The organism is Stappia sp. MMSF_3263 (genome assembly GCF_030733745.1).
Lineage (GTDB): Bacteria > Pseudomonadota > Alphaproteobacteria > Rhizobiales > Stappiaceae > Stappia.
Genome location: NZ_JASHIK010000007.1, coordinates 171,191 through 190,867, shown reverse-complemented (window position 1 = coordinate 190,867; position 19,677 = coordinate 171,191). Strand labels below are relative to the sequence as shown.

Below are 19,677 nucleotides of genomic sequence, written 5' to 3'. Positions count from 1 at the left end.
GAACCGGAAACGGCGCCGAAAGGCGCCGTTTTTGCATCTAACTGACGCAATATCTGCAAGTTTGACGTCAAATTTGCGAGAATCAGGCCGAATTTTTTTCGAAATTGATCGAGTTTTGAACGAGGCCGAGCGCCACGCGCGCGGCCTCATCGGCCTGCGCGGCACCGGAGGGAAGCCGCATCATCTCGTCGAGCCTGGCGAAGGCCTCGACCTGGACGCGCCGCTGCGGACTGTCGGCGAGAAGCGGGCGCACCGCGTCGGCCAGCGTTCGCGGATTGGCGTCATCGTCGAGGAACTCCGGAACGACGTTCTCGCCCAGGATGATGTTCGGCAGCACCATCGAGGTCACGCTGGCGATCGGCAGGAACCGGTTCAGGTCCTTGATCCGGCGGTAGAACCAGTCGAGCTTGTAGGCTATCGCCATGGGCACGCCGGAGATCGCCAGTTCCAGGGATACCGTTCCCGAGGCCGCAAGCGCGGCATGCGCGCAGCGGAAGGCGGCCAGCTTGCCCGCCTCGCCGGTGACGATCTCGGGCGGATACCGCCAGTGTGCCACCTCCTGCTCGATATGCGGCAGCAGACGGGGAACAGCGGGCAGCAGGACGCGCAGGTCCGGCCGCTCCGCCTTGAGGATGTCGACAGTACCCCGGAAGTCGGCAAGCAGCCGCGTGACCTCGCTGCGGCGACTGCCGGGCAGCACCAGGAGAACCGGCGCCGTTCCCGCGCCCGGTTCGCTCCGCTCGCCAGGTGCAGGGCGGAAATCCCCGGCCCGCTGGATGATGGAATGCCCGACGAAGCTCGTCGGCGGTCCGCCCAGGCGCCGGTGCACGGCCGGCTCGAACGGCAGGATCGCCAGCAGGTGATCGACATAGGCGGCCATCCGCCGCGCGCGACCCGGGCGCCATGCCCACACGGACGGCGAGACATAGCCGACGATGGGAATATGCGGGGCGCGCTTGCGCACCCGCCTTGCGACATTATGGGTGAAATCCGGGCTGTCGATGATGACGAGAAGGTCCGGATCGGCGGCAACGACATCGTCGACCGACTGATAGACGCGCTTCACGATGAGCGGCAGCCGGCCAAGTACCGCCGACAGCCCCATCACCGCGATATCCTCGATCGGGAACAGGCTCTCAAGCCCCTCCCGCTCCATCCGTTCGCCGCCAACGCCCTGGAAGCGGATGTTTCCTGCGGTGCGCGCGCGCAGCGACTGCATCATGGGGGCGGCGAGCTGGTCGCCGGATTCCTCGCCGACGATCATGTAGACAAGCAAGGGACGTCCGGCGGTGTCACTCATGCCGGGCCTTTCTCGTCGTCGCCTGCCAGTTGCCCGGATTGTCCGACGCCGACAAGGAAAAGCCCCTGCCGCATCGCGCCGGCCTCGGTCCGCTGCCTGTCGGCGATGAGCACGCGCCCGGCCTCGATGCCGATCCCGGCAAGGCCGGCTTCCGCTGCCCGGTCAATCGTGTCGGGCCCGATCGTGGGAAGGTCGACGCGCAGGTCCTGGCCCGGCTTGGCGCATTTCACCAGCACCCCGCCCTTGCCCTTGACCCGGCCGCGCGCCCGCAGGTCCCGGCAGCGCTCCAGCATCGCATCCGTGCCTTCCGCTCCCTCGACCGCGATGATCCGCCCGCCAAGGCAGACGGCGGCCTGGCCGATGTCGAGGCGGCCAAGTTCGGAAACCGCCCGTGCGGCCAGCCGCAGATCCTGAAGCACGTTGCCCCTGGGCGCCGCGCCGACGAGACTGCCGGGGCTCGCCAGAAGGGCCGGCGCGACCTCATGCGCCCCGACGATGCGGAACCCTTCGTCCTCGAACAGGCGGATGATTTTCTTGAGAATGGAATCGTCGCCCCCGGCAAGCGAGGCAAGGATCTTCGGCAGTCGGCGCATGGTTCCCAGATCGCCGACGATCTCGCGGATTTCGGGGCGCTTGCTGACGCTCCCGATCATCACGACATCGCGCACGCCCTCGCGTTCCAGATGCGCGGCGAGCTTGCCGATCTGGCCCCAGCCAAGATGAACGGGAGAAAACGCCTCGACGCCGGCATCCGCCTCACCGCGAATGGCGACCGCCACGACCCGCCGCCCGCCGGCGCGCACGGCCGAGAGCACTTCCACAGGCACCCGGCCGCCGCCGCAGATCACGGCAAGCGGGGTATCCTCACCGGACGCCGCGGGCGACGCCTCGTTCATGGATCAACCCTCCGAGGGCGGCGTGCAGAACCGGCGGTCGCTTTCGGCCAGGATGAAATCCGTTACCCGGCGCACCAGGGCGACCGTCGAATAGGTCTCGGCGACCTTTTCCGCCCGCTGCCGCAAGGTGCCCTCGGCATCCTCGAACAGTTCCTTGTAGGCACCGCGCAACGCGTGAATGTCCTCGCGCGCAAAGCCGTGGCGTTTCAGTCCGACAAGGTTCAGCCCGTTCAGGCGGGCGCGGTTGCCCATCACCATGCCGAACGGAATGAGGTCGTTCTCAAGGCCCGCCAGGCCGCCCACAAACGCGTTGTCGCCGATGCGGGTAAACTGGATGACGGCGGCGCCGCCGCCCATGATGACATTGTCGCCGACCGTGACATGGCCGGCGATCATGACGTTGTTGGACAGGATCACGCCATTGCCGAGCCGTGAATCGTGGCCGACATGGGAATTGGCGAGAAACGCGCAGCGATCGCCGATCACCGTTTCCAGTCCGCCACCCTCGGTTCCCGGATTGAGCGTGACGCCCTCGCGGACGATGCAGTCGCTGCCCACTCTCAGCGTCGCCGCCTCGCCCCGGTACTTCAGGTCCTGGGCCTGATGGCCGACGGAGGCGAAGGGAAACACGACGGTGCGAGCGCCAACGCGCGTGCGACCCGCAACCGCGACATGCGACTTCAGCTCGACGCCGTCACCGAGCACGACGTCCGGTCCGACATGGCAGAACGGTCCGATCCGGACGTCGCTGCCGATCTGTGCGCCATCCTCGACAATGGCAGTTGGATGAATTCCGGACGTCATTCCGCCTCGTCTCAGTGATCGACCAGCATGGCGCTGATCTCGGCCTCGGCGACCTTGGTATCATCGACCATCGCCACGCCCTCGAACTTCCAGATGTTCGTGCGGTTGCGGATCTTGGTCATGTGAAAGCGGACCTGGTCGCCCGGCAGAACCGGCTTGCGGAACTTCACCTTGTCGATGGTCATGAAATAGACGAGCTTCGGCGTTCCGGAATCGCCGCGCGAATGCACGCACAGCGCGCCCGCCGTCTGCGCCATTCCCTCGATCAGCAAAACGCCCGGCATGACCGGCTGATTGGGAAAATGCCCCATGAAATGCGGCTCGTTGGCCGACACGTTCTTGATCCCGACCGCTGAATTGTCGCCATCCATGTCAACGATACGATCGACCATCAGGAACGGATAGCGGTGCGGAAGCAGCTCCATGATCCGCATGATGTCGGCGCTATCCAGCGTCTTCTTCTCGCCTTCGCTCATATCCATTTCCCCAACGCTCAGACCAGCCCGAGTTCAATCCTTGTCGCGCGCCTTCGGCGTGCCTTGCCCGAGGCCGCGTTCGGCAAGTTTCGCAAGGGTCATCACCTCGCGGAACCACACCTTCACCGGCTTTGCCGGCACGCCGCCATAGCGGGCACCGGCGGGCACATCGGCCTCGACCACGCTGACCGCGGCAATCTGGGCACCCATGCCGATGGTGACATGACCGCGCACACCCGACTGGCCGCCAATGGCAACATAGTCCTCCAGCGTCGCGCTGCCGGAAATGCCGACCTGAGAAACCAGGACGCAATGCCGGCCGATCACCACGTTGTGGCCGATCTGCACCTGGTTGTCGATCTTGGTACCCTCGCCGATCACTGTATCCCGGTTCGCGCCGCGGTCGATGGTCGTATTGGCGCCGATCTCCACATCGTTCTGGATGATCACACGGCCGATCTGGGGAACCTTCCTGTGCCCGCCCGGTCCCATGGCAAAGCCGAACCCGTCCTGGCCGCTGCAAACGCCGGAATGAAGGATTACCCGGTCACCCACCAGCGTGTGCTGAAGAACGGCATTCGCGCCGATCGAGCAGTCACGGCCGATGCGAACGCCCGTGCCGATCACCGCATTGGCGTGAACGCGCGAGCCCGCGCCGATCTCCGCCTCCGGGCCGACGACCGCGCCGGCCTCGACGATCACGCCGTCCTCGATCCGTGCCGCCGGATCGATCCGCGCATGCGGGGAGACACCCCGCGATCCGTCCAGTGAAGTGGGGCGCATGGAATCGGGATAGAGCCGCGCCAGCACCTGGCCCCAGGCCTTGTAGGGCTGCTCCACGACGATGGGAACGACGCCGTCCGGCACCTTGTCCGCATGTTTGCGCGCCACCAGGCAGGCCGCGGCCCGGGTGGTCTCGAGCATGGGGATATATTTCGGATTGTCGAAGAACACCAACTGGCCGGCGGCCGAATCCTCGAGCGGTCCCACGGCGGTAATCCTGACATCGCTCTCGCCGCGCGGCAGTTCGCCGCCGACCCAGTCCGCGATGTCTGAAACGCCCGTTGGCGCGAACGGCTCAAAGAAAAAGGGTTCGCTCATCGTCTTCCCACAATGAATCCGGCCGCCGAATGCACGGCGGCCGGTTCGATGTCCAAAATGCCCGCCAGGATCAGAAGCGCGTGCCGCCGCCGATGCGGAAGAACTGCGTCCGGTCGCCGGACTCCTTGAGCAGCGGCCAGGCGAAGTCGGCCCGCAGCGGACCGAAGGGCGATGCCCATTTCACGCCGACACCGGCGGAAACACGCGGCTGGAAGCTGTTGGACTGAACCGTGGCCGGAACCTGGGTGGTGCCGCAGGCGGCGACGCCGACGCAATTGACAATCGCCGGATCCGCATCCCAGACCGCGCCGAAGTCGGTGAACACGGCGCCGGACAGGCCCAGCTCCTTCGGAAGACCGAGGATCGGGAACTCCGCTTCCGCATTCGCGTGGACATACCAGCGGCCGCCCAGCGAGTCACCGGTGAGGGAATCGCGCGGGCCAATGCCCTGCATCTCGAAGCCGCGCAGCCAGCTGTCGCTGTGCTGGAACTGGTCCGAGGCACGCAGGCTGCGCCCGAGGCCGAAGATGTTGCCGGCGCCGGCGCGCAGGATGCCGATCACGCCCCACTCGGGCAGGATCTCCTTGTAGGCGCGCGCATCGATGCTGGTCGAGAGGTAGCGGGAATCGCCGCCGAGGCCGGCGACTTCCTGACCGAACGACACGTAGAAGCCGTCGCGCGGATCGGTTCGGCTGTCACGGGTATCATAGACCAGCGAGTAGCCGATGGCCGAGGTCAGGTTGCGCCCCAGCGACGACTGCAGGCCGCCCGACAGGTTGCTCGGGACGTTCTGCGACAACTTCTGATCGAAAATCCGATAGACCAGGTTGAGGCGCAGCTCGTCGTCGCGCAGCGGCAGGCCGAGACCGATCGAACCGCCGGTCGTCTCCAGCTCGTAATTGCGGTAGTCGTTGCGGTCGAAGGTGCGGCGATAGACATCCAGCGACAGCGCGATCCGGCGGCCGAGGAAATACGGCTCGGTGAACGCGAACTCATAGGTCTGCGAGGATGCGCCCGCGCCGACCTTGGCGCGAATGAACTGGCCGCGACCCAGGAAGTTCTTTTCCTGCAGCGTGATGTCGCCGATGACGCCGTCCGAGGTCGAGTAACCGACACCGAATCCGATCTCGCCGGTTGCCTGCTCCTCGACATCCACATTCACGACGATCCGGTCCGGCGCGCTGCCGCGCGAGGTCGTGATGCGCACGTTCTTGAAGAACTGAAGGTCCTTCAGGCGGCGCTCCGCCTTGTCGATGAGGACGCGGTTGAAGGCGTCGCCCTCGACCAGGTCGAACTCGCGACGGATCACGTATTCACGGGTCCGGTCGTTGCCGCGAACGTTGATGCGCTCGATATAGACGCGCGGACCTTCCTCGATGAAGTAGGTCAGCGAGATCGTGCGGTTTTCATAGTCGCGGGAGGCGCGCGGACGGATCTGGGCGAAGGCGTAGCCCTGGCGGGACACGTCCAGCGTCAGGTCCTCAAGCGACTTCTCCACCTCGAGCGAGGAATAGGTGTCGCCCGGCGAGGTACGCAGCTTGCGGCGCAGCTCCTCGGGATCGACATCGCTCAGCGAGGTCTGGAGGTCGATGTCGCCATAGGTGTACTGCTCGCCTTCCTCCACCGTGAAGGTGACGTAGAAGACGTTCTCCTCGCGATCAAGATCGGCGACGGCCGAGACGATCTGGAAGTCGGCATAGCCGTGGCGGTAGTAGAACTGGCGCAGAAGCTCCTGATCCGCATCGAGACGATCGGGATCGAAGGAGTCGGTCGTGCGCAGGAAGCTCAGCAGGCCGCTGGTGCGGGTGCGGATGACGTCGCGCAGGCGGCCGTCGCTGAACGTGGAATTGCCGATGAAGGTGATCCGCTCGATACCGGTGCGGTCGCCCTCGTTGATCTCGAACACGAGATCAACGCGATTGCTGGAACGGCTGATGATCTTCGGCTCGACGGTCGCGCGGTAGCGACCGGAACGGCGATAGGCCTCAAGCACGTTCTGGACGTCGGACTGCACCTTGGCGCGCGTCAGCATCGAGCGCTCCTCGGTCCGCACGACACCGGTCAGCGTCTTGTCATCGAGGCGGCGATTGCCCTCGAACGAGATCCGGTTGACCATCGGATTCTCGGTGACGGTCACGACCAGCGTGCCGCCCTGCTGGTTGATCGCAACGTCCTCGAACAGGCCCGTGGCAAACAGCGTCTTCAGCGATTCATCGATATCGGCGGGACCGAAGGAGCGCCCCGGACGGATCGTCAGGTAGCTCTCGACCGTCGAGGCATCGATGCGGGTGTTTCCGCGAACATCGATCCGGCTGACCACCGCGGCTTCCGCCTCGGGTGCACCGAGACCGGGGAAAGCCACCGGCAGGATCGGTGCGACACCGCTCATCACGGCGGCTACCAGGATTGTTCTGGTCAGGTTCTGGACACGCTGCATAAAGACGCTTCGCCTTCGGTTTTTCCGCCACACGTTTTTCCGGCGCCGGGCGCTACGGATGTGGTGGTCGAGATTCTCTATATCCGTCAGTCGTTTTACAGGCTTTTGGAACGGAAGCAACCGCCCAAATCCCGCAAAAACCGTTTCGCACCGGAGCGTTGCAGTCGAGACACGCTCGCCCCGCCCGCTACAACGAACTCAGGTGCAGAACATCGTTCCAGGTCGCGAAGACCATCAGGAACAGGACGATGCCTATGCCTATCCGGAATCCGTATTCCTGGGCACGTTCGCTCAGCGGCTTACCCCGCAGGGCCTCCGCCGCGTAGAACAACAGGTGTCCGCCGTCCAGCATCGGGATCGGCAGCAGGTTCAACAGACCGATGCTGACCGACAGCACCGCCGTGAGATTGAGCAGCGCGCCGAAGCCAAGCGTCGCGACCTGGCCCGAAATCTGCGCGACCCGGATCGGGCCGCCAAGCTGGTCGGCGGATTCGCGTCCCGTCAGGATTCCGCCGAGATAGCCGGCCGTCCGCGTGACGACGAACCATGTCTCCTTGCTTCCCTCGACAACGGCCTCGACCGGGCCGAAGCGGCGGGTGATCACATCCTCCGGCTTGGCGCTGCGGCTGACGCCGAGCAGGCCGACGGACTGGACGTTGCCGAAGGGGTCGGTGATTTCGCGCCGCTTCGGGGTGATCGTCACCTCGACGCGCTCGCCGCCCCTGTCCAGCTCCATCCGCAGCGGAATGTCGGCGCTGACGCTGATCGTGCGCTGCAGTTCGGCGAAGGTTCCGATGCTGCTGCCATCGATCGCCAGGACGAGATCGCCGGCCTGCAGGCCCGCCTCGGCCGCGGCGCTGTCGGGCTGCACCTGGTCGACACGCGGCGAGATCTCCGGGCGACCCATCAGCGCGAACAGGACAGCGAAAATGACGATGGCGAGGATGAAGTTGGCAATCGGGCCGGCCGCGACGATGGCAGCCCGGCGCGCGACGGACTTGGTCTGGAACGCACCGGCGCGCTCGTCGGCGCTCATCTGGCGCAGCGCCTCCTGGTCGGGCACGCTCGCCTCGTTCTCGTCGCCGGCGAATTTCACATAGCCGCCGAGCGGAATGACGGACAGCTTCCAGCGCGTGCCGTGACGGTCGGTGCGGCCGATGAGCTCCGGGCCGAAGCCGACGGAGAACGCGTTGACGCGCACGCCGCACCAGCGACCGACGAGGAAATGGCCGAGTTCGTGGAAGAACACCACCACCGTCAGCACGAACAGGAACGGCAGGGCGTAGCCCGCCACCGATCCGAAGAGCGATCCGATCAGTTCCATTGTATCTCCATTGCCGCGGGGCAGTGTCCTCGCGGCGCGTTAACATCCCGTTGGCGACCGGCTCCGGTGCCTGCACGTATCACGCCCGCCCGCCTCAAGAACCGTTTCCGGCAATCTCCCCGGCAAGACGACGAGCCGTTTCATCCACGGCGAACACATCGTCGATACAGGTCATCTCGCCGAAACCGGTCGTGCCGGCCATGCGTTCCAGAACCTGCTCGGCGGTCGTCACGATATCCAGGAACCCGGCGCGCCGCGCAAGGAACGCCTTCACCATCACCTCGTCAACCGCGTTCAGCGCCGCCGTCGCGGCCGTGCCGGCGGCCAGCGCCTCGCGGGCAAGCCTCAGCGCGGGAAACCGGACCGGGTCCGGCGCCTCGAAGGTGAGCGTTCCCAATGCGGCAAGATCAAGGCGTTGCGCCGGCGTTCCCATGCGCCCTGGCCAGGCAAGACAATGGGCGATGGGCGTGCGCATGTCGGGAGCGCCCATTTGCGCCAGCAGCGACCCGTCCCGGTACTGCACCATGCCATGCACCACGGATTGCGGATGCACCAGCACGTCGATCTGATCGGCCCGCAAGGGAAACAGGTGCCGCGCCTCGATGATCTCGAAGCCCTTGTTCATCATCGTGGCGCTGTCGATGGAGATCCGGGCGCCCATGCTCCAGTTGGGATGGCGCAGCGCCTGGTCCGGCGTGACGCCGCGCATCTCCTCCAGCGCGAAGGTGCGGAACGGACCGCCCGACGCCGTCAGGATCAGTTTTTCCACCTGCTCGACATTGTCGCGCTCCAGCACCTGGAACACGGCATTGTGTTCGGAATCGACCGGCAGGATGGTGGCGGAAGCCTCGCGCGCGGCGCGCATGAAAAGATCGCCCGCGCAGACAAGGCATTCCTTGTTGGCCAGCGCGATGGTCGTGCCCTGCCCGACAGCGGCCAGCGTCGGTCCGAGCCCCGCCGCCCCGACGATCGCGGCAACGACCATGTCGGCCGGCAGCGCGGCCGCCTCGCAAATCGCCCGCGCGCCCGCGGCCGTGGTGATGCCCGAACCGGCAAGCGCCGCCTTGAGGGCGCCATGGGCGGCCGGATCGGCGACCACCGCGTGGCGGGCCCGCACCCGGATCGCCAGCCGGGCAAGATCTTCCGCGCGGGCGTTTGCGGTCACCGCCACAACCTCGAAACGCTCCGGGTCGCGAGCCACCAGATCGAGGGTCGAGGTGCCGATCGAGCCGGTGGCGCCGAGCACCGTCAGCCGCATCGGCCGGGCATCCGCGCGCGCGCCGCCGGGCGCTTGGTCATGGCCGTCCTGGGCGGTCAATTGTCAGTATCCCTGCATGCCCACGAGCGCGGCGACCGGATCGGAGAAAGCGCCGCTCGCCGCCACCGCGACCAGATATCCGAGCACGCCGGCGCCGGTGAGCCCGTCGACCCGATCCATGACGCCGCCATGGCCGGGAATGATCCGTCCCGAATCCTTCACCCCGAAACGTCGTTTCAGAGCGGATTCCAGCAGGTCGCCGACCTGCGAGAAAACCGAAAGAACACCGGCGGCGACCAGCCAGCCCGGCAGCGGCGCCCCCCCGACGAGCATGCCCGCGGCCAGTCCCACCAACACGGCGGCAAGAAACCCGCCGATCGCCCCGCTCCAGGTCTTCTTCGGCGAGACGCGCGCCCACAATTTCGGCCCGCCGATTCGCCGGCCGGCGAAATAGGCTGCGATGTCGGTCGCCCAGACCACTGCGAAGAGAAACACGATGACGATGAACCCGGCTTCGCCCGCCCGCAGGATCACGAGAACCACACCGGTCAGTCCGGCATAGAGCACGCCCCCGGCAAGCCAGGCGACGCCGACCGCCCCCAGCAGCCACCCGGCACAGAACAGCACCGCAGCAACAAGCAGCAGCAGGCCGAGCGCGGCCTGCGGGTGGCCCGTGGCGACCGCAAGCATCGCCCCGGCGACGGCAACAGCGGCAAGACCGGTGGCAACCATGTTGTTCGCGCGGACGATGACGACCCATTCCTGCAGCAGGATCGCGGCACACAGCGCCGCGCCGATCGCGAAGGGCCAGCCCCCGGCATAGGTCGCAAGAAGCACGGCGGGTGCGAGCAGAAGGGCCGAGATGATCCGCAGCCTGAGTTCGGTGGACCGGGGGCGACCTCCCCCCGAGGCCCCGCCCGTCATCTGGCGACTTTCGCCGAAAGCCCGCCAAACCGGCGATCGCGTGCCGCGAAGGCCTCGAAAGCGCTGTCCAGCGCGCACTCGTCGAAATCCGGCCAATGCAGGTCGGCGAAATAGAACTCGCTATAAGCGGCCTGCCAGAGCAGGAAATTGGACAGGCGCTGCTCGCCGCTGGTGCGGATGATCAGGTCCGGATCGGGAAGCGCTGCCGTGTCCAGATAACGGGAGATGCTGTCTTCGTTCACGTCTTGCGGCGCGATCACGCCCTGCGCCACGTCGGCCGCGAGCCGCTTCACGGCGCGGGCAATCTCGTTGCGACCGCCATAATTGAAGGCGACGACCAGCGTCATGCCGGTGTTCTCGCGGGTGAGCGCCTCGCCTTCCTCGATCAGGCCGAGGATCGAGGGATCCAGTCCCTCGCGCTCGCCGATCATCGTGACACGGACGTTCTGGCGGTGGATTTCGGCAAGGTCCCGGCGCACGAAACGCTCAAGCAGCCCCATCAGGAAGCCGACCTCGGCCGGCGGACGGTTCCAGTTTTCCGAGGAAAAGGAGAACAGCGTCAGGATCTCGACGCCGCGCTTGGCGCTGTGCTTGACGATCCTGCGCAGGGCCGCGACGCCGGCACGGTGGCCCTCGGTGCGCGGCAGCCCGCGCCCGACAGCCCACCGGCCGTTTCCGTCCATGATCACGGCCACGTGTCTGGGCACCCCGATACGCTCCCCCGCGTCAACCTGCGCGGAAACGCCAAGGTCTGCCGTGACCGTCATCCCAAACTCCTTGACCCGCCGACCGGACCGCGACTGTGCGATCAGATCTGGGAGATTTCTTGTTCTTTCTTCGCCAGCATGGCGTCGATTTCCGTGATCATCTCATCGGTCATCTTCTGGACCCGGTCAGCCTGCACGCGGCTGTCGTCCTCGCTGATAACGCTGTCCTTCTCGAGCTTCTTCAGCGTGTCCATGCCGTCGCGGCGCACATGGCGCACGGCGACCTTCGACTGCTCGGCGTATTTGTGAGCCAGCTTGATCAGATCCTTGCGGCGCTCCTCGTTGAGCTCGGGAATCGGCAGCCGCAGGTTGGTGCCGTCGACAATCGGGTTGAGGCCGAGATTGGATTCGCGGATCGCGCGCTCGACGGCGCCGACCATCGACTTGTCCCAGACCTGGACCGAAATCATCCGCGGCTCGGGGACGCTGACGGTCGCCACCTGGTTGAGCGGCATGTCGGAGCCGTAGGCCGAGACGGAAACGGGGTCGAGCATGTTGGCCGACGCGCGACCGGTGCGCAGCCCCGCCAGATCGGTCTTCAGCACGCCGAGAGCGCCGTTCATGCGTCGCTCGAGATCGCCAAAATCGATATCCTGGTCCGCCATCTTGTCCTCTTTTGTTGAAGCGTCCGTCCAGGAGGACCGGAACGACCGAAACCTTCGCGTCTTATTTCCATGACGCGGGCTCCAAAGGCAAGGCCCCCGCCCCTCTTTTGCGGGGACGGGGATGCCGAACAGCACCCCGGCAGGCGCCGCTTCAGTCGGAAATCACCGTGTAGCGGCCGGCGCCATTCATCACATCGACAAGCGCGCCGGGCGTGCGAATCGAGAACACGATGACCGGAATGGCGTTGTCGCGCGCCAGTGCGATGGCGGTGGCGTCCATCACCTTCAGGTCGCGGCCGAGCACCTCGCCCGGCGTCAGCGTGTCGTAACGCTCCGCGTCCGGCACCTTCTTGGGGTCGTCCGAATAGACGCCGTCGACGCTGGTGCCCTTGAGGAAGGCGTCGCAGCGCATCTCGGCGGCGCGCAGGGCGGCGCCGCTGTCCGTGGTGAAGAAGGGATTGCCCGTGCCGCCGGCGAAGACGATCACGTCGCCATCCTCCATGTAGCGCTCGGCGCTACGCTGGGTGAAGGTCTCGCAGATCGAGGGCACCGGCACAGCCGACAGAACGCGGGCCGGCACGCCAAGGCGGCGCAAGGCGTCGGCAAGCGTCAGCGAGTTCATCACCGTGGCCAGCATGCCCATGTGGTCGCCAGTGACCCGGTTGCCGCCCTTCGCCGCGATGGCGACACCGCGGAAGATGTTGCCGCCACCGACAACGACGCCCACCTGGGCGCCGAGCGAAACGGCCTCGGCGATTTCCTTCGCGACCCGGTCCACCGTCTGCGGATCGATGCCGAAATCCTGCGATCCCATCAGCGCCTCGCCCGAAAGTTTCACGAGCACGCGTCGCCAGCGAAGTTTTCCCGTCATTTTTTTCTCGCCGTTTCAGAGAAGCAGTTTGTCTTGGACGCTCGCGCAAACGCAAGCGGACAGGACACCCCGTCCGCTTGCGCTTCGCATAGAAGAAGGGCGCCGGAATGACCGGCGCCCCGATATAGGCTTAGCTTCCGACGGCCGCCGCGACTTCCGCGGCGAAATCGGTCTGTTCCTTTTCGATGCCCTCGCCGAGCGCGTAGCGCACGAAGCCCGTGAGCTTCACCGGCTTGCCGAGCGTCTTGGCGAACGCCTCGACGGCCTGCTCGACCGTGTTGTCCGGGTCGATGACGAAGGCCTGCTTGGTCAGCGTCACTTCCTCGTAGAACTTGCGCAGGCGGCCCTCGACCATCTTCTCGATGATGTTTTCCGGCTTGCCCGATTCGCGCGCCTGCTCGGAGAAGATCTGGCGCTCGCGCTCGACGACATCCTGGTCGAGATCCTCGACGCCGAGCGACAGCGGGTTGGTCGCCGCGACATGCATCGCGATCTTGCGGCCGAACGCGGCCACTTCCGCGGCATCGCCTTCCGACTCGAGCGCGACGAGCACGCCGATCTTGCCCAGGTTGTCGGCAATGGCGCTGTGCACATAGGTCGCAACAGCGCCGCTGGAGACCGAAAGAGCGGCCGAACGGCGCAGCGACATGTTCTCGCCAATGGTCGCGATGGCGTCCTTGATCGTGTCGGACACGCTCTTGGACGAGCCGGGGAACGTCGAGGAGGCAAGCGCCTCCAGGTCGCCGTCGACGGCAAGCGCGGCCTGCGAGGTTCCGGCGATCAGCGCCTGGAAAGCCTCGTTGCGGGCGACGAAATCGGTTTCGGAGTTCAGCTCCACGACGGCGGCCTTGGTGCCCTCGGAGGCAACGCCGACCAGACCCTCGGCCGCGACGCGGTCGGCCTTCTTGGCCGCCTTGGCGAGACCCTTGGTGCGCAGCCAGTCGATTGCCGCTTCCATGTCGCCGTTGGTTTCGGTGAGGGCTGCCTTGCAGTCCATCATGCCCACGCCGGTCTTCTCGCGGAGCTCTTTCACCATAGCTGCGGTAATGCTCATAGATCGCCTCGTTGACGGGTGTTTACCCCGGCACGTTTAGCCGAGGCCTTGCTTAAGATTGATGACAGGTGCCGCCGTGACGGCGGCAGCCGGCGAAACGAATGTCCGCCGGCCATCGCTTACACCGTCAGCCGGCCTGGGCCGGAGCTTCCTCGGCGACCGTTTCCGCAGCCGGCTGCTCGGCAGCGTCAGCGGCTTCGGCCGGAGTCTCGACTTCGGCCTCGGCCTCGAGCGCCGGCTCCACCGGAGCCTCCTCGGCAGCGCCGACGTCGACGCCCATGCCGCCCTGGGCACGCGAAATGCCGTCAATGGCAGCGCGTGCGATCAGGTCGCAATAGAGCGAGATCGCGCGGCCCGCGTCGTCGTTGCCCGGAACCGGGAAGTCGATGCCGACGGGATCGCAGTTGCTGTCGACGATCGCCGCGACGGGGATGCCAAGACGCTTGGCTTCCTGGATCGCGATCGCCTCGCGATTCGTGTCGATCACGAAGAGCAGGTCGGGCAGGCCGCCCATGTCCTTGATGCCGCCCAGGTTCCGCTCGAGCTTCTCGCGCTCGCGGTCCATGAACAGACGCTCCTTCTTGGTGAGGCCGCTCGGGTTGCTGAGCGTCTCCTCAAGCTTGCGCAGGCGCTGGATCGACTGGGAGATGGTCTTCCAGTTGGTCAGCATGCCGCCAAGCCAGCGGGCGTTGACATGGTACTGGGCCGAGCGGCGGGCGCTGTCGGCGACAGCTTCCTGAGCCTGGCGCTTGGTGCCGACCAGCAGGACGCGGCCACCGGCGGCGACCGTGTCGGACACGGTCTTCAGCGCCTGGTGCAGAAGCGGAACGGTCTGCGCCAGATCCAGAATGTGGATGTTGTTGCGCACGCCGAAAATGTAGGGACCCATCTTCGGGTTCCAGCGGTGCTTCTGGTGACCGAAGTGAACACCGGCCTCCAGCAATTGACGCATAGTGAAATCGGGCAGGGCCATGGCCGTGCAACTCCTTGATTTTCCGGTTGTACCTCCGCAGGGTGTGACAGCGCTCATGCGCCGACACCGGATGGACCCCGTCCGTGACGAAAACCGACCCTGCGTGTGGAATGCGCGCGTTATAAAGGGCGTTGCCCGCCAAGACAAGCCCCGCCGACCCGCCTTTTGCCCCGCCCGCCGTTGAAAAGATGCAGGCGGCGAAGAATGGTCCGGTGCGCGGACCGCGAAAGGCGAAGCGGCGCGGCACCTGGAACGTGCGCGGCGGGAGGACTTGGGGTCGTCTCTCCGCCGTCACCTCATCCTCAAGCCGTCACCCCCGGCTTGACCGGGGGCCCATTCGTTTCCAGAGCGGCGATGACAAGCTCGTGGAAGCCGCCTGCACCCTGCCGCAACCGGCAGGAAACCATCCTGCCCGCCGGGGTTGCCAATGGATCCCCGGTCAAGCCGGGGATGACAACCGAGGGGGATGAAGGGCCGACGTGATCTCGGCGGCGGGGCGCGGACAGTTCGCCATTGAGGCCGCCGTCCAGGAGGGCATGCAAGCCCTCCCCGGCCCCTGCTCGCCTCAGGCGAGCTGCACCTCGATGACACCCGGGATCGTCTTCATCGCGCCGGCCATTTGCGGCGTCAACCGGTAGCGGCCGGGAAGCTTCACCTCCACCTCCCGTTCGCCGCTGCCGCACAGCACGACCACACTGACCTCGCCATCGCCGCGATCGCCCAGGTGACGGGCCAGCCGCCGCGCCGCCTGCTCGTCCCGCAGGAACACCGTCAGGCTCTTCTGCACCCGCGAGGCTTCCTCCTCCAGCGGGCGGACGGACTGGATCCTGAGGCTCGGCTCGTCGTCGCGCATGTCGGCACCGACGAGAAGCACCACGGATTTGCCCGGCTCGACCGCGTCGCGATACTGGTGCAGGCTTTCCGAGAACAGCAGCGCCTCGTACTGGCCGGTCGGGTCGGACAGCCGGACGATGCCCATCCGGTTGCCCGAGCGCGTCTTGCGCTCCTGCCGCGAAAGCACCGTTCCCGCAAGCCGTCCGGCCGTCGCACCCTGTTTCACGGCCTGCGAGAAATCGCTCCACATCTGCACCCGCATCCGCTCCAGAAGCGGGCGATAGCTGTCCAGAGGATGGGCGGAGAGATAGAAGCCGATGGCGGACTGCTCGCGCTGCAGCTGGTCGTCCGGCAGCCAGGGCGCGGCATCCGGCAGGTGGACGGCCTCGCCCTCCTCGCCGCCGCCGAACATGTCGTTCTGGCCGCTCTGCTTCTCCTCGTCCGTACGCTGCGCGACGCCGACGATCCGGTCGATGCCGGCAACCAGGCGCGCCCGGTTGGCTTCCAGCGCGTCGAAGGCGCCGGCGTTGACGAGGCTTTCCAGCGTCCGCTTGTTGAGCTGCCGGGCGCTGATGCGGCTGGCGAAATCGCCGATCGAGCCAAAGGGGCGATCCGTGCGCATGGCGATGATATGCTCGACCGCGCCCTCGCCGACCCCCTTGATGGCGCCCATGGCATAGCGGATCTTCTCGCCCTCGACGCTGAACTGCACGCCCGAGCGGTTGACGGAGGGCGGCAGCACCTCGATCCGCATCCGCCGCGCCTCGACGCAAAAGTCGCTGAGCTTGTCGGTATTGCCGAGATCGAGCGTCATCGACGCCGCCATGAACTCGACCGGATGGTTGGCCTTCAGCCAGGCCGTCTGGTAGGAGACCAGCGCATAGGCGGCGGCGTGCGACTTGTTGAAGCCGTAATTGGCGAACTTCGCCACCAGGTCGAAAATCGTGCCGGCCTGCCCCTTGTCGACGCCGCGCTCCACCGCGCCGTCGACGAAACGGGCCCGCTGCACCTCCATTTCCGCCGCGATCTTCTTGCCCATGGCGCGGCGCAGCAGGTCGGCTTCGCCGAGCGAGTAGCCCGACAGGACCTGGGCGATCTGCATCACCTGCTCCTGGTAGACGATGATGCCGTTCGTCTCCTTCAGGATCGGCTCCAGCAGCGGATGCAGGTAGTCGGGCTCCTGCTCACCGTGCTTGACGGCGTTGTAGACGGGGATGTTGTCCATCGGACCGGGACGGTACAGCGCCACCAGCGCGATGATGTCCTCGAACCGGTCCGGCTTCATGCCGGCGATGGCGCGCCGCATGCCCTGGCTTTCCAGCTGGAACACGCCGACCGTCTCGCCGGCGGCAAGCAGCCGGTAGGTCGCCGGATCGTCCATCGGCAGCGAGGCCATGTCGACGGCGATGCCCTTGTCGGCGATCAGCTTCACCGCGACATCGATCACCGTCAGCGTCTTCAGGCCGAGGAAGTCGAACTTCACCAGCCCGGCCTGCTCCACCCATTTCATGTTGAACTGGGCGACCGGCATGTCGGAGCGCGGATCGCGGTAGAGCGGCACGAGCTGCTCCAGCGGCCTATCGCCGATGACGACGCCGGCGGCATGGGTCGAGGCATGCCGGTAAAGCCCCTCGAGCTTCTGCGCCATCGCCAGGAGGCGGGCGACAATCTCCTCCTCGCGCTGCGCCTCCTGCAGGCGCGGCTCGTCGCGGATCGCCTGCTCCAGCGTCACCTGCTGGCCGGGCGTCGCCGGCACCATTTTCGACAGCCGGTCGACCTGGCCATAGGGCATCTGCAGCACGCGGCCGACATCGCGCAGGACGGCCCGGGCCTGCAGGGTTCCGAAGGTGATGATCTGGGCAACCTGCGCGCGTCCGTACTTGCCCTGGACGTAGCGGATCACCTCCTCGCGGCGGTTCTGGCAGAAGTCGATGTCGAAATCCGGCATCGACACGCGCTCGGGATTGAGAAACCGCTCGAACAGAAGCGCGTAACGCATTGGATCAAGGTCGGTAATGGTCAGTGACCACGCAACGAGCGAGCCCGCGCCTGAGCCGCGCCCCGGCCCCACCGGAATGTCCTGCCCCTTGGCCCACTTGATGAAGTCGGCAACGATCAGGAAGTAGCCGGGGAAGCGCATGCCCTCGATGACGCCGAGCTCGTAGTCGAGCCGGCTCCAGTAGTCCTCCTCCGTCATGCCCGGCGCCAGTCCGTGCGCCGCGAGACGCGCCGTCAGGCCCTCGCGCGACTGGCGCCGCAGCTCTTCCACCTCGGCGACGAAGACGGCTTCCGGGTCGGCGGAGGCGCCGGCGAACTGCGGCAGGATCGGTGCCCGCTTCAGCGGCCTGGCATGGCAGCGCAGGGCGATCTCGACCGTGTTGGCCGTCGCCTCGGGCAGGTCGGAGAACAGCTCCAGCATCTCCGCCCTGGTCTTGAAGCAGTGCTCCGGCGTCAGCCGGCGGCGGTCGTCCTCGGCGATCACCCGCCCTTCGGCAATCGCGATCAGCGCGTCATGCGCCTCGTAGTCGTCGCGACTGGCGAAGAACGGCTCGTTGGTGGCGACCAGCGGCAGGCCGAGATCGTAGGCGAGCACCAGCGTCTCGGGCTCGCTGGCGATCTCCTCCGGCATGCCGTGGCGCTGGATCTCCACATAGAGCCGGTCGCCGAAGACGCCCGCCAGCGCCTCGAGCCGCGCCCGGGCGCGGGCCGTGTCGCCCGCGCAAATCGCCTGGCCGACGGGTCCGCCGACGCCGCCGGTCAGCAGGATGACGCCGGCCGATTTTTCCAGGATGCGCGACAGCGGCACATGGGCGCGCATCGAGGGATCGGTGTCCAGATAGGCGCGGCTGACCACGTCCATCAGGTTGGCGTAACCTTCGGCATCGGCGGCCAGCAGCACGACATCGCTCAGGTGCTCGGTGCCGCGTCCCTTGCGCACGCCGCCGTCGCCGAAATCGACAGCGAGTTGCACGCCGGGAACCGGCTGGATGCCGGCGCCCCAGGCCTTCTCGGAGAATTCCAGCGCGCCGAACAGGTTGGACGTGTCGGTGATCGCGATGGCCGGCTGGTCGTCGGCCTTGGCCAGGTCGATCAGCCTGGCGATCGGCAAGGCTCCCTCCAGCAGGGAATATCCGGAATGAACCCTGAGATGGACGAAACCCGGACCGTTCATGTGCCTGCACCACCGCGTTGCTCGGCCCGCCCGCCCCCGGCAGACGCGGCGCCCGCGCAGCCACAAGGCCGGGGCACCCGCATGCCGGTCGGACAAGGCGCGCGTGACGGCATCCAGATGCCACACGCCCGGATGCCAGGCGGTCAGTGTCGGTTCTCGCCCGCCCGATGTCGAGACCAGGCGGCGAACCGTCCCCAGTTGCCGCAAGGCCGTCCCCAGCCAGCAACGGCGATGTGCGCGGACAGGCCCGCGCTCAGGCCAGGAAGAGCTCCGCCAAGGCGTCGCTCCACAGCAGCATCGTCACCCCGAACAGCATCAGGGCGCCGAGCGCCATCAGGTCCTGGAACGTTTCCCGAATGTCGTTGAACATGGTGCCCTCCCGCGTTCCAAACTCTCGATTTCCGTAGTATGTTCATGTTTTGTTCTTTTTACAACCCTCCCTCGAAACGCATGCGGGCGATGGTTATCGGGAGGTTAAACCGGCAGGTGCCGGCCGGAAGCAAACGGCACGACCAAGGCGCTGACAGGCGGGCCCATGGGATCGGTCGCAGCACGCTCGGAAGCCGCGCAAGCGGGCGCAGGCAGACGCCGGACACGCAGCCGCCATGCCCGCGACCAGTGCCGGAGCGCATGTCGATGATCGCAGAGGAAGAAGGATGCGCGGGACGCACGCAAGCCGCACCCTGCGCCACAGGCCTTGCCCGGGTGGCATGATCGGGTCCGCTGGTCAGGCCCGCTCATCAGGCCCGTCTGGTCAGGCCCCTATGATCAGGCCGGTTCCCCCGCACCCGACCACACGCGCCCGGCGCATGTGGTGGCCGGAACAAGGGCGCGGTCCGGGGCTGATTGTGCAAGCACCGCAAGCACGAAGACCGGAGCGG

General features: G+C 66.5%; 15 protein-coding genes. All 15 read right to left on the bottom strand.

From position 1 onward, the window contains the following. Positions 1-82 precede the first annotated feature (82 nt). Positions 83-1,300: a lipid-A-disaccharide synthase gene (gene lpxB, locus RBB46_RS10430; RefSeq protein ID WP_306028913.1), complete on the bottom strand. Its 1,218-nt coding sequence runs from the start codon at positions 1,298-1,300 to the stop codon at positions 83-85. Continuing rightward, positions 1,297-2,196, bottom strand: a complete 900-nt coding sequence (locus RBB46_RS10425; protein WP_306028912.1) for an LpxI family protein — start codon at positions 2,194-2,196, stop codon at positions 1,297-1,299. Before RBB46_RS10425 ends, lpxB begins: the two co-directional genes overlap by 4 nt. Before the next feature lie 3 nt (positions 2,197-2,199). Continuing rightward, on the bottom strand, positions 2,200-3,000 hold the full coding sequence (gene lpxA / locus RBB46_RS10420) for an acyl-ACP--UDP-N-acetylglucosamine O-acyltransferase (protein ID WP_306028911.1): 801 nt from the start codon (positions 2,998-3,000) through the stop codon (positions 2,200-2,202). Between the two features lie 11 nt (positions 3,001-3,011). After that, a complete protein-coding gene (gene fabZ, locus RBB46_RS10415) occupies positions 3,012-3,476 on the bottom strand; it encodes a 3-hydroxyacyl-ACP dehydratase FabZ (RefSeq protein ID WP_306028910.1) in 465 nt (154 codons plus the stop codon). A gap of 33 nt (positions 3,477-3,509) precedes the next feature. After that, positions 3,510-4,577, bottom strand: a complete 1,068-nt coding sequence (lpxD, locus tag RBB46_RS10410; RefSeq protein ID WP_306028909.1) for a UDP-3-O-(3-hydroxymyristoyl)glucosamine N-acyltransferase — start codon at positions 4,575-4,577, stop codon at positions 3,510-3,512. Positions 4,578-4,647: 70 nt separating this feature from the next. Then, on the bottom strand, positions 4,648-7,014 hold the full coding sequence (bamA, locus tag RBB46_RS10405; RefSeq protein ID WP_306028908.1) for an outer membrane protein assembly factor BamA: 2,367 nt from the start codon (positions 7,012-7,014) through the stop codon (positions 4,648-4,650). 187 nt (positions 7,015-7,201) lie between these two features. Further along, positions 7,202-8,338 (bottom strand): RIP metalloprotease RseP, encoded by a 1,137-nt coding sequence (gene rseP, locus RBB46_RS10400; RefSeq protein ID WP_306028907.1) that lies wholly within the window; start codon positions 8,336-8,338, stop codon positions 7,202-7,204. A 94-nt stretch (positions 8,339-8,432) separates the two neighbouring features. After that, on the bottom strand, positions 8,433-9,656 hold the full coding sequence (gene dxr, locus RBB46_RS10395) for a 1-deoxy-D-xylulose-5-phosphate reductoisomerase (RefSeq protein WP_336623156.1): 1,224 nt from the start codon (positions 9,654-9,656) through the stop codon (positions 8,433-8,435). 3 nt (positions 9,657-9,659) lie between these two features. Then, positions 9,660-10,520 carry a phosphatidate cytidylyltransferase gene (locus tag RBB46_RS10390; RefSeq protein WP_306028906.1) on the bottom strand — a complete coding sequence of 287 codons (861 nt, stop codon included), beginning with the start codon at positions 10,518-10,520 and terminating at the stop codon, positions 9,660-9,662. After that, a complete protein-coding gene (locus RBB46_RS10385; RefSeq protein ID WP_306028905.1) occupies positions 10,517-11,287 on the bottom strand; it encodes an isoprenyl transferase in 771 nt (256 codons plus the stop codon). Before RBB46_RS10385 ends, RBB46_RS10390 begins: the two co-directional genes overlap by 4 nt. A 41-nt stretch (positions 11,288-11,328) precedes the next feature. Further along, entirely contained in the window at positions 11,329-11,892 is a 564-nt protein-coding gene (gene frr, locus RBB46_RS10380) for a ribosome recycling factor (protein ID WP_306028904.1), read from the bottom strand. Between the two features lie 151 nt (positions 11,893-12,043). Beyond that, positions 12,044-12,763: a UMP kinase gene (pyrH, locus tag RBB46_RS10375; protein ID WP_306028903.1), complete on the bottom strand. Its 720-nt coding sequence runs from the start codon at positions 12,761-12,763 to the stop codon at positions 12,044-12,046. A gap of 130 nt (positions 12,764-12,893) precedes the next feature. Beyond that, complete coding sequence (tsf, locus tag RBB46_RS10370) at positions 12,894-13,817, bottom strand: translation elongation factor Ts (protein ID WP_306028902.1); 924 nt, start codon at positions 13,815-13,817, stop codon at positions 12,894-12,896. 127 nt (positions 13,818-13,944) lie between these two features. Beyond that, positions 13,945-14,790 (bottom strand): 30S ribosomal protein S2, encoded by an 846-nt coding sequence (gene rpsB, locus RBB46_RS10365; protein ID WP_306028901.1) that lies wholly within the window; start codon positions 14,788-14,790, stop codon positions 13,945-13,947. 565 nt (positions 14,791-15,355) lie between these two features. Then, a complete protein-coding gene (gene dnaE, locus RBB46_RS10360) occupies positions 15,356-18,796 on the bottom strand; it encodes a DNA polymerase III subunit alpha (RefSeq protein WP_306028900.1) in 3,441 nt (1,146 codons plus the stop codon). Positions 18,797-19,677: the final 881 nt, after the last annotated feature.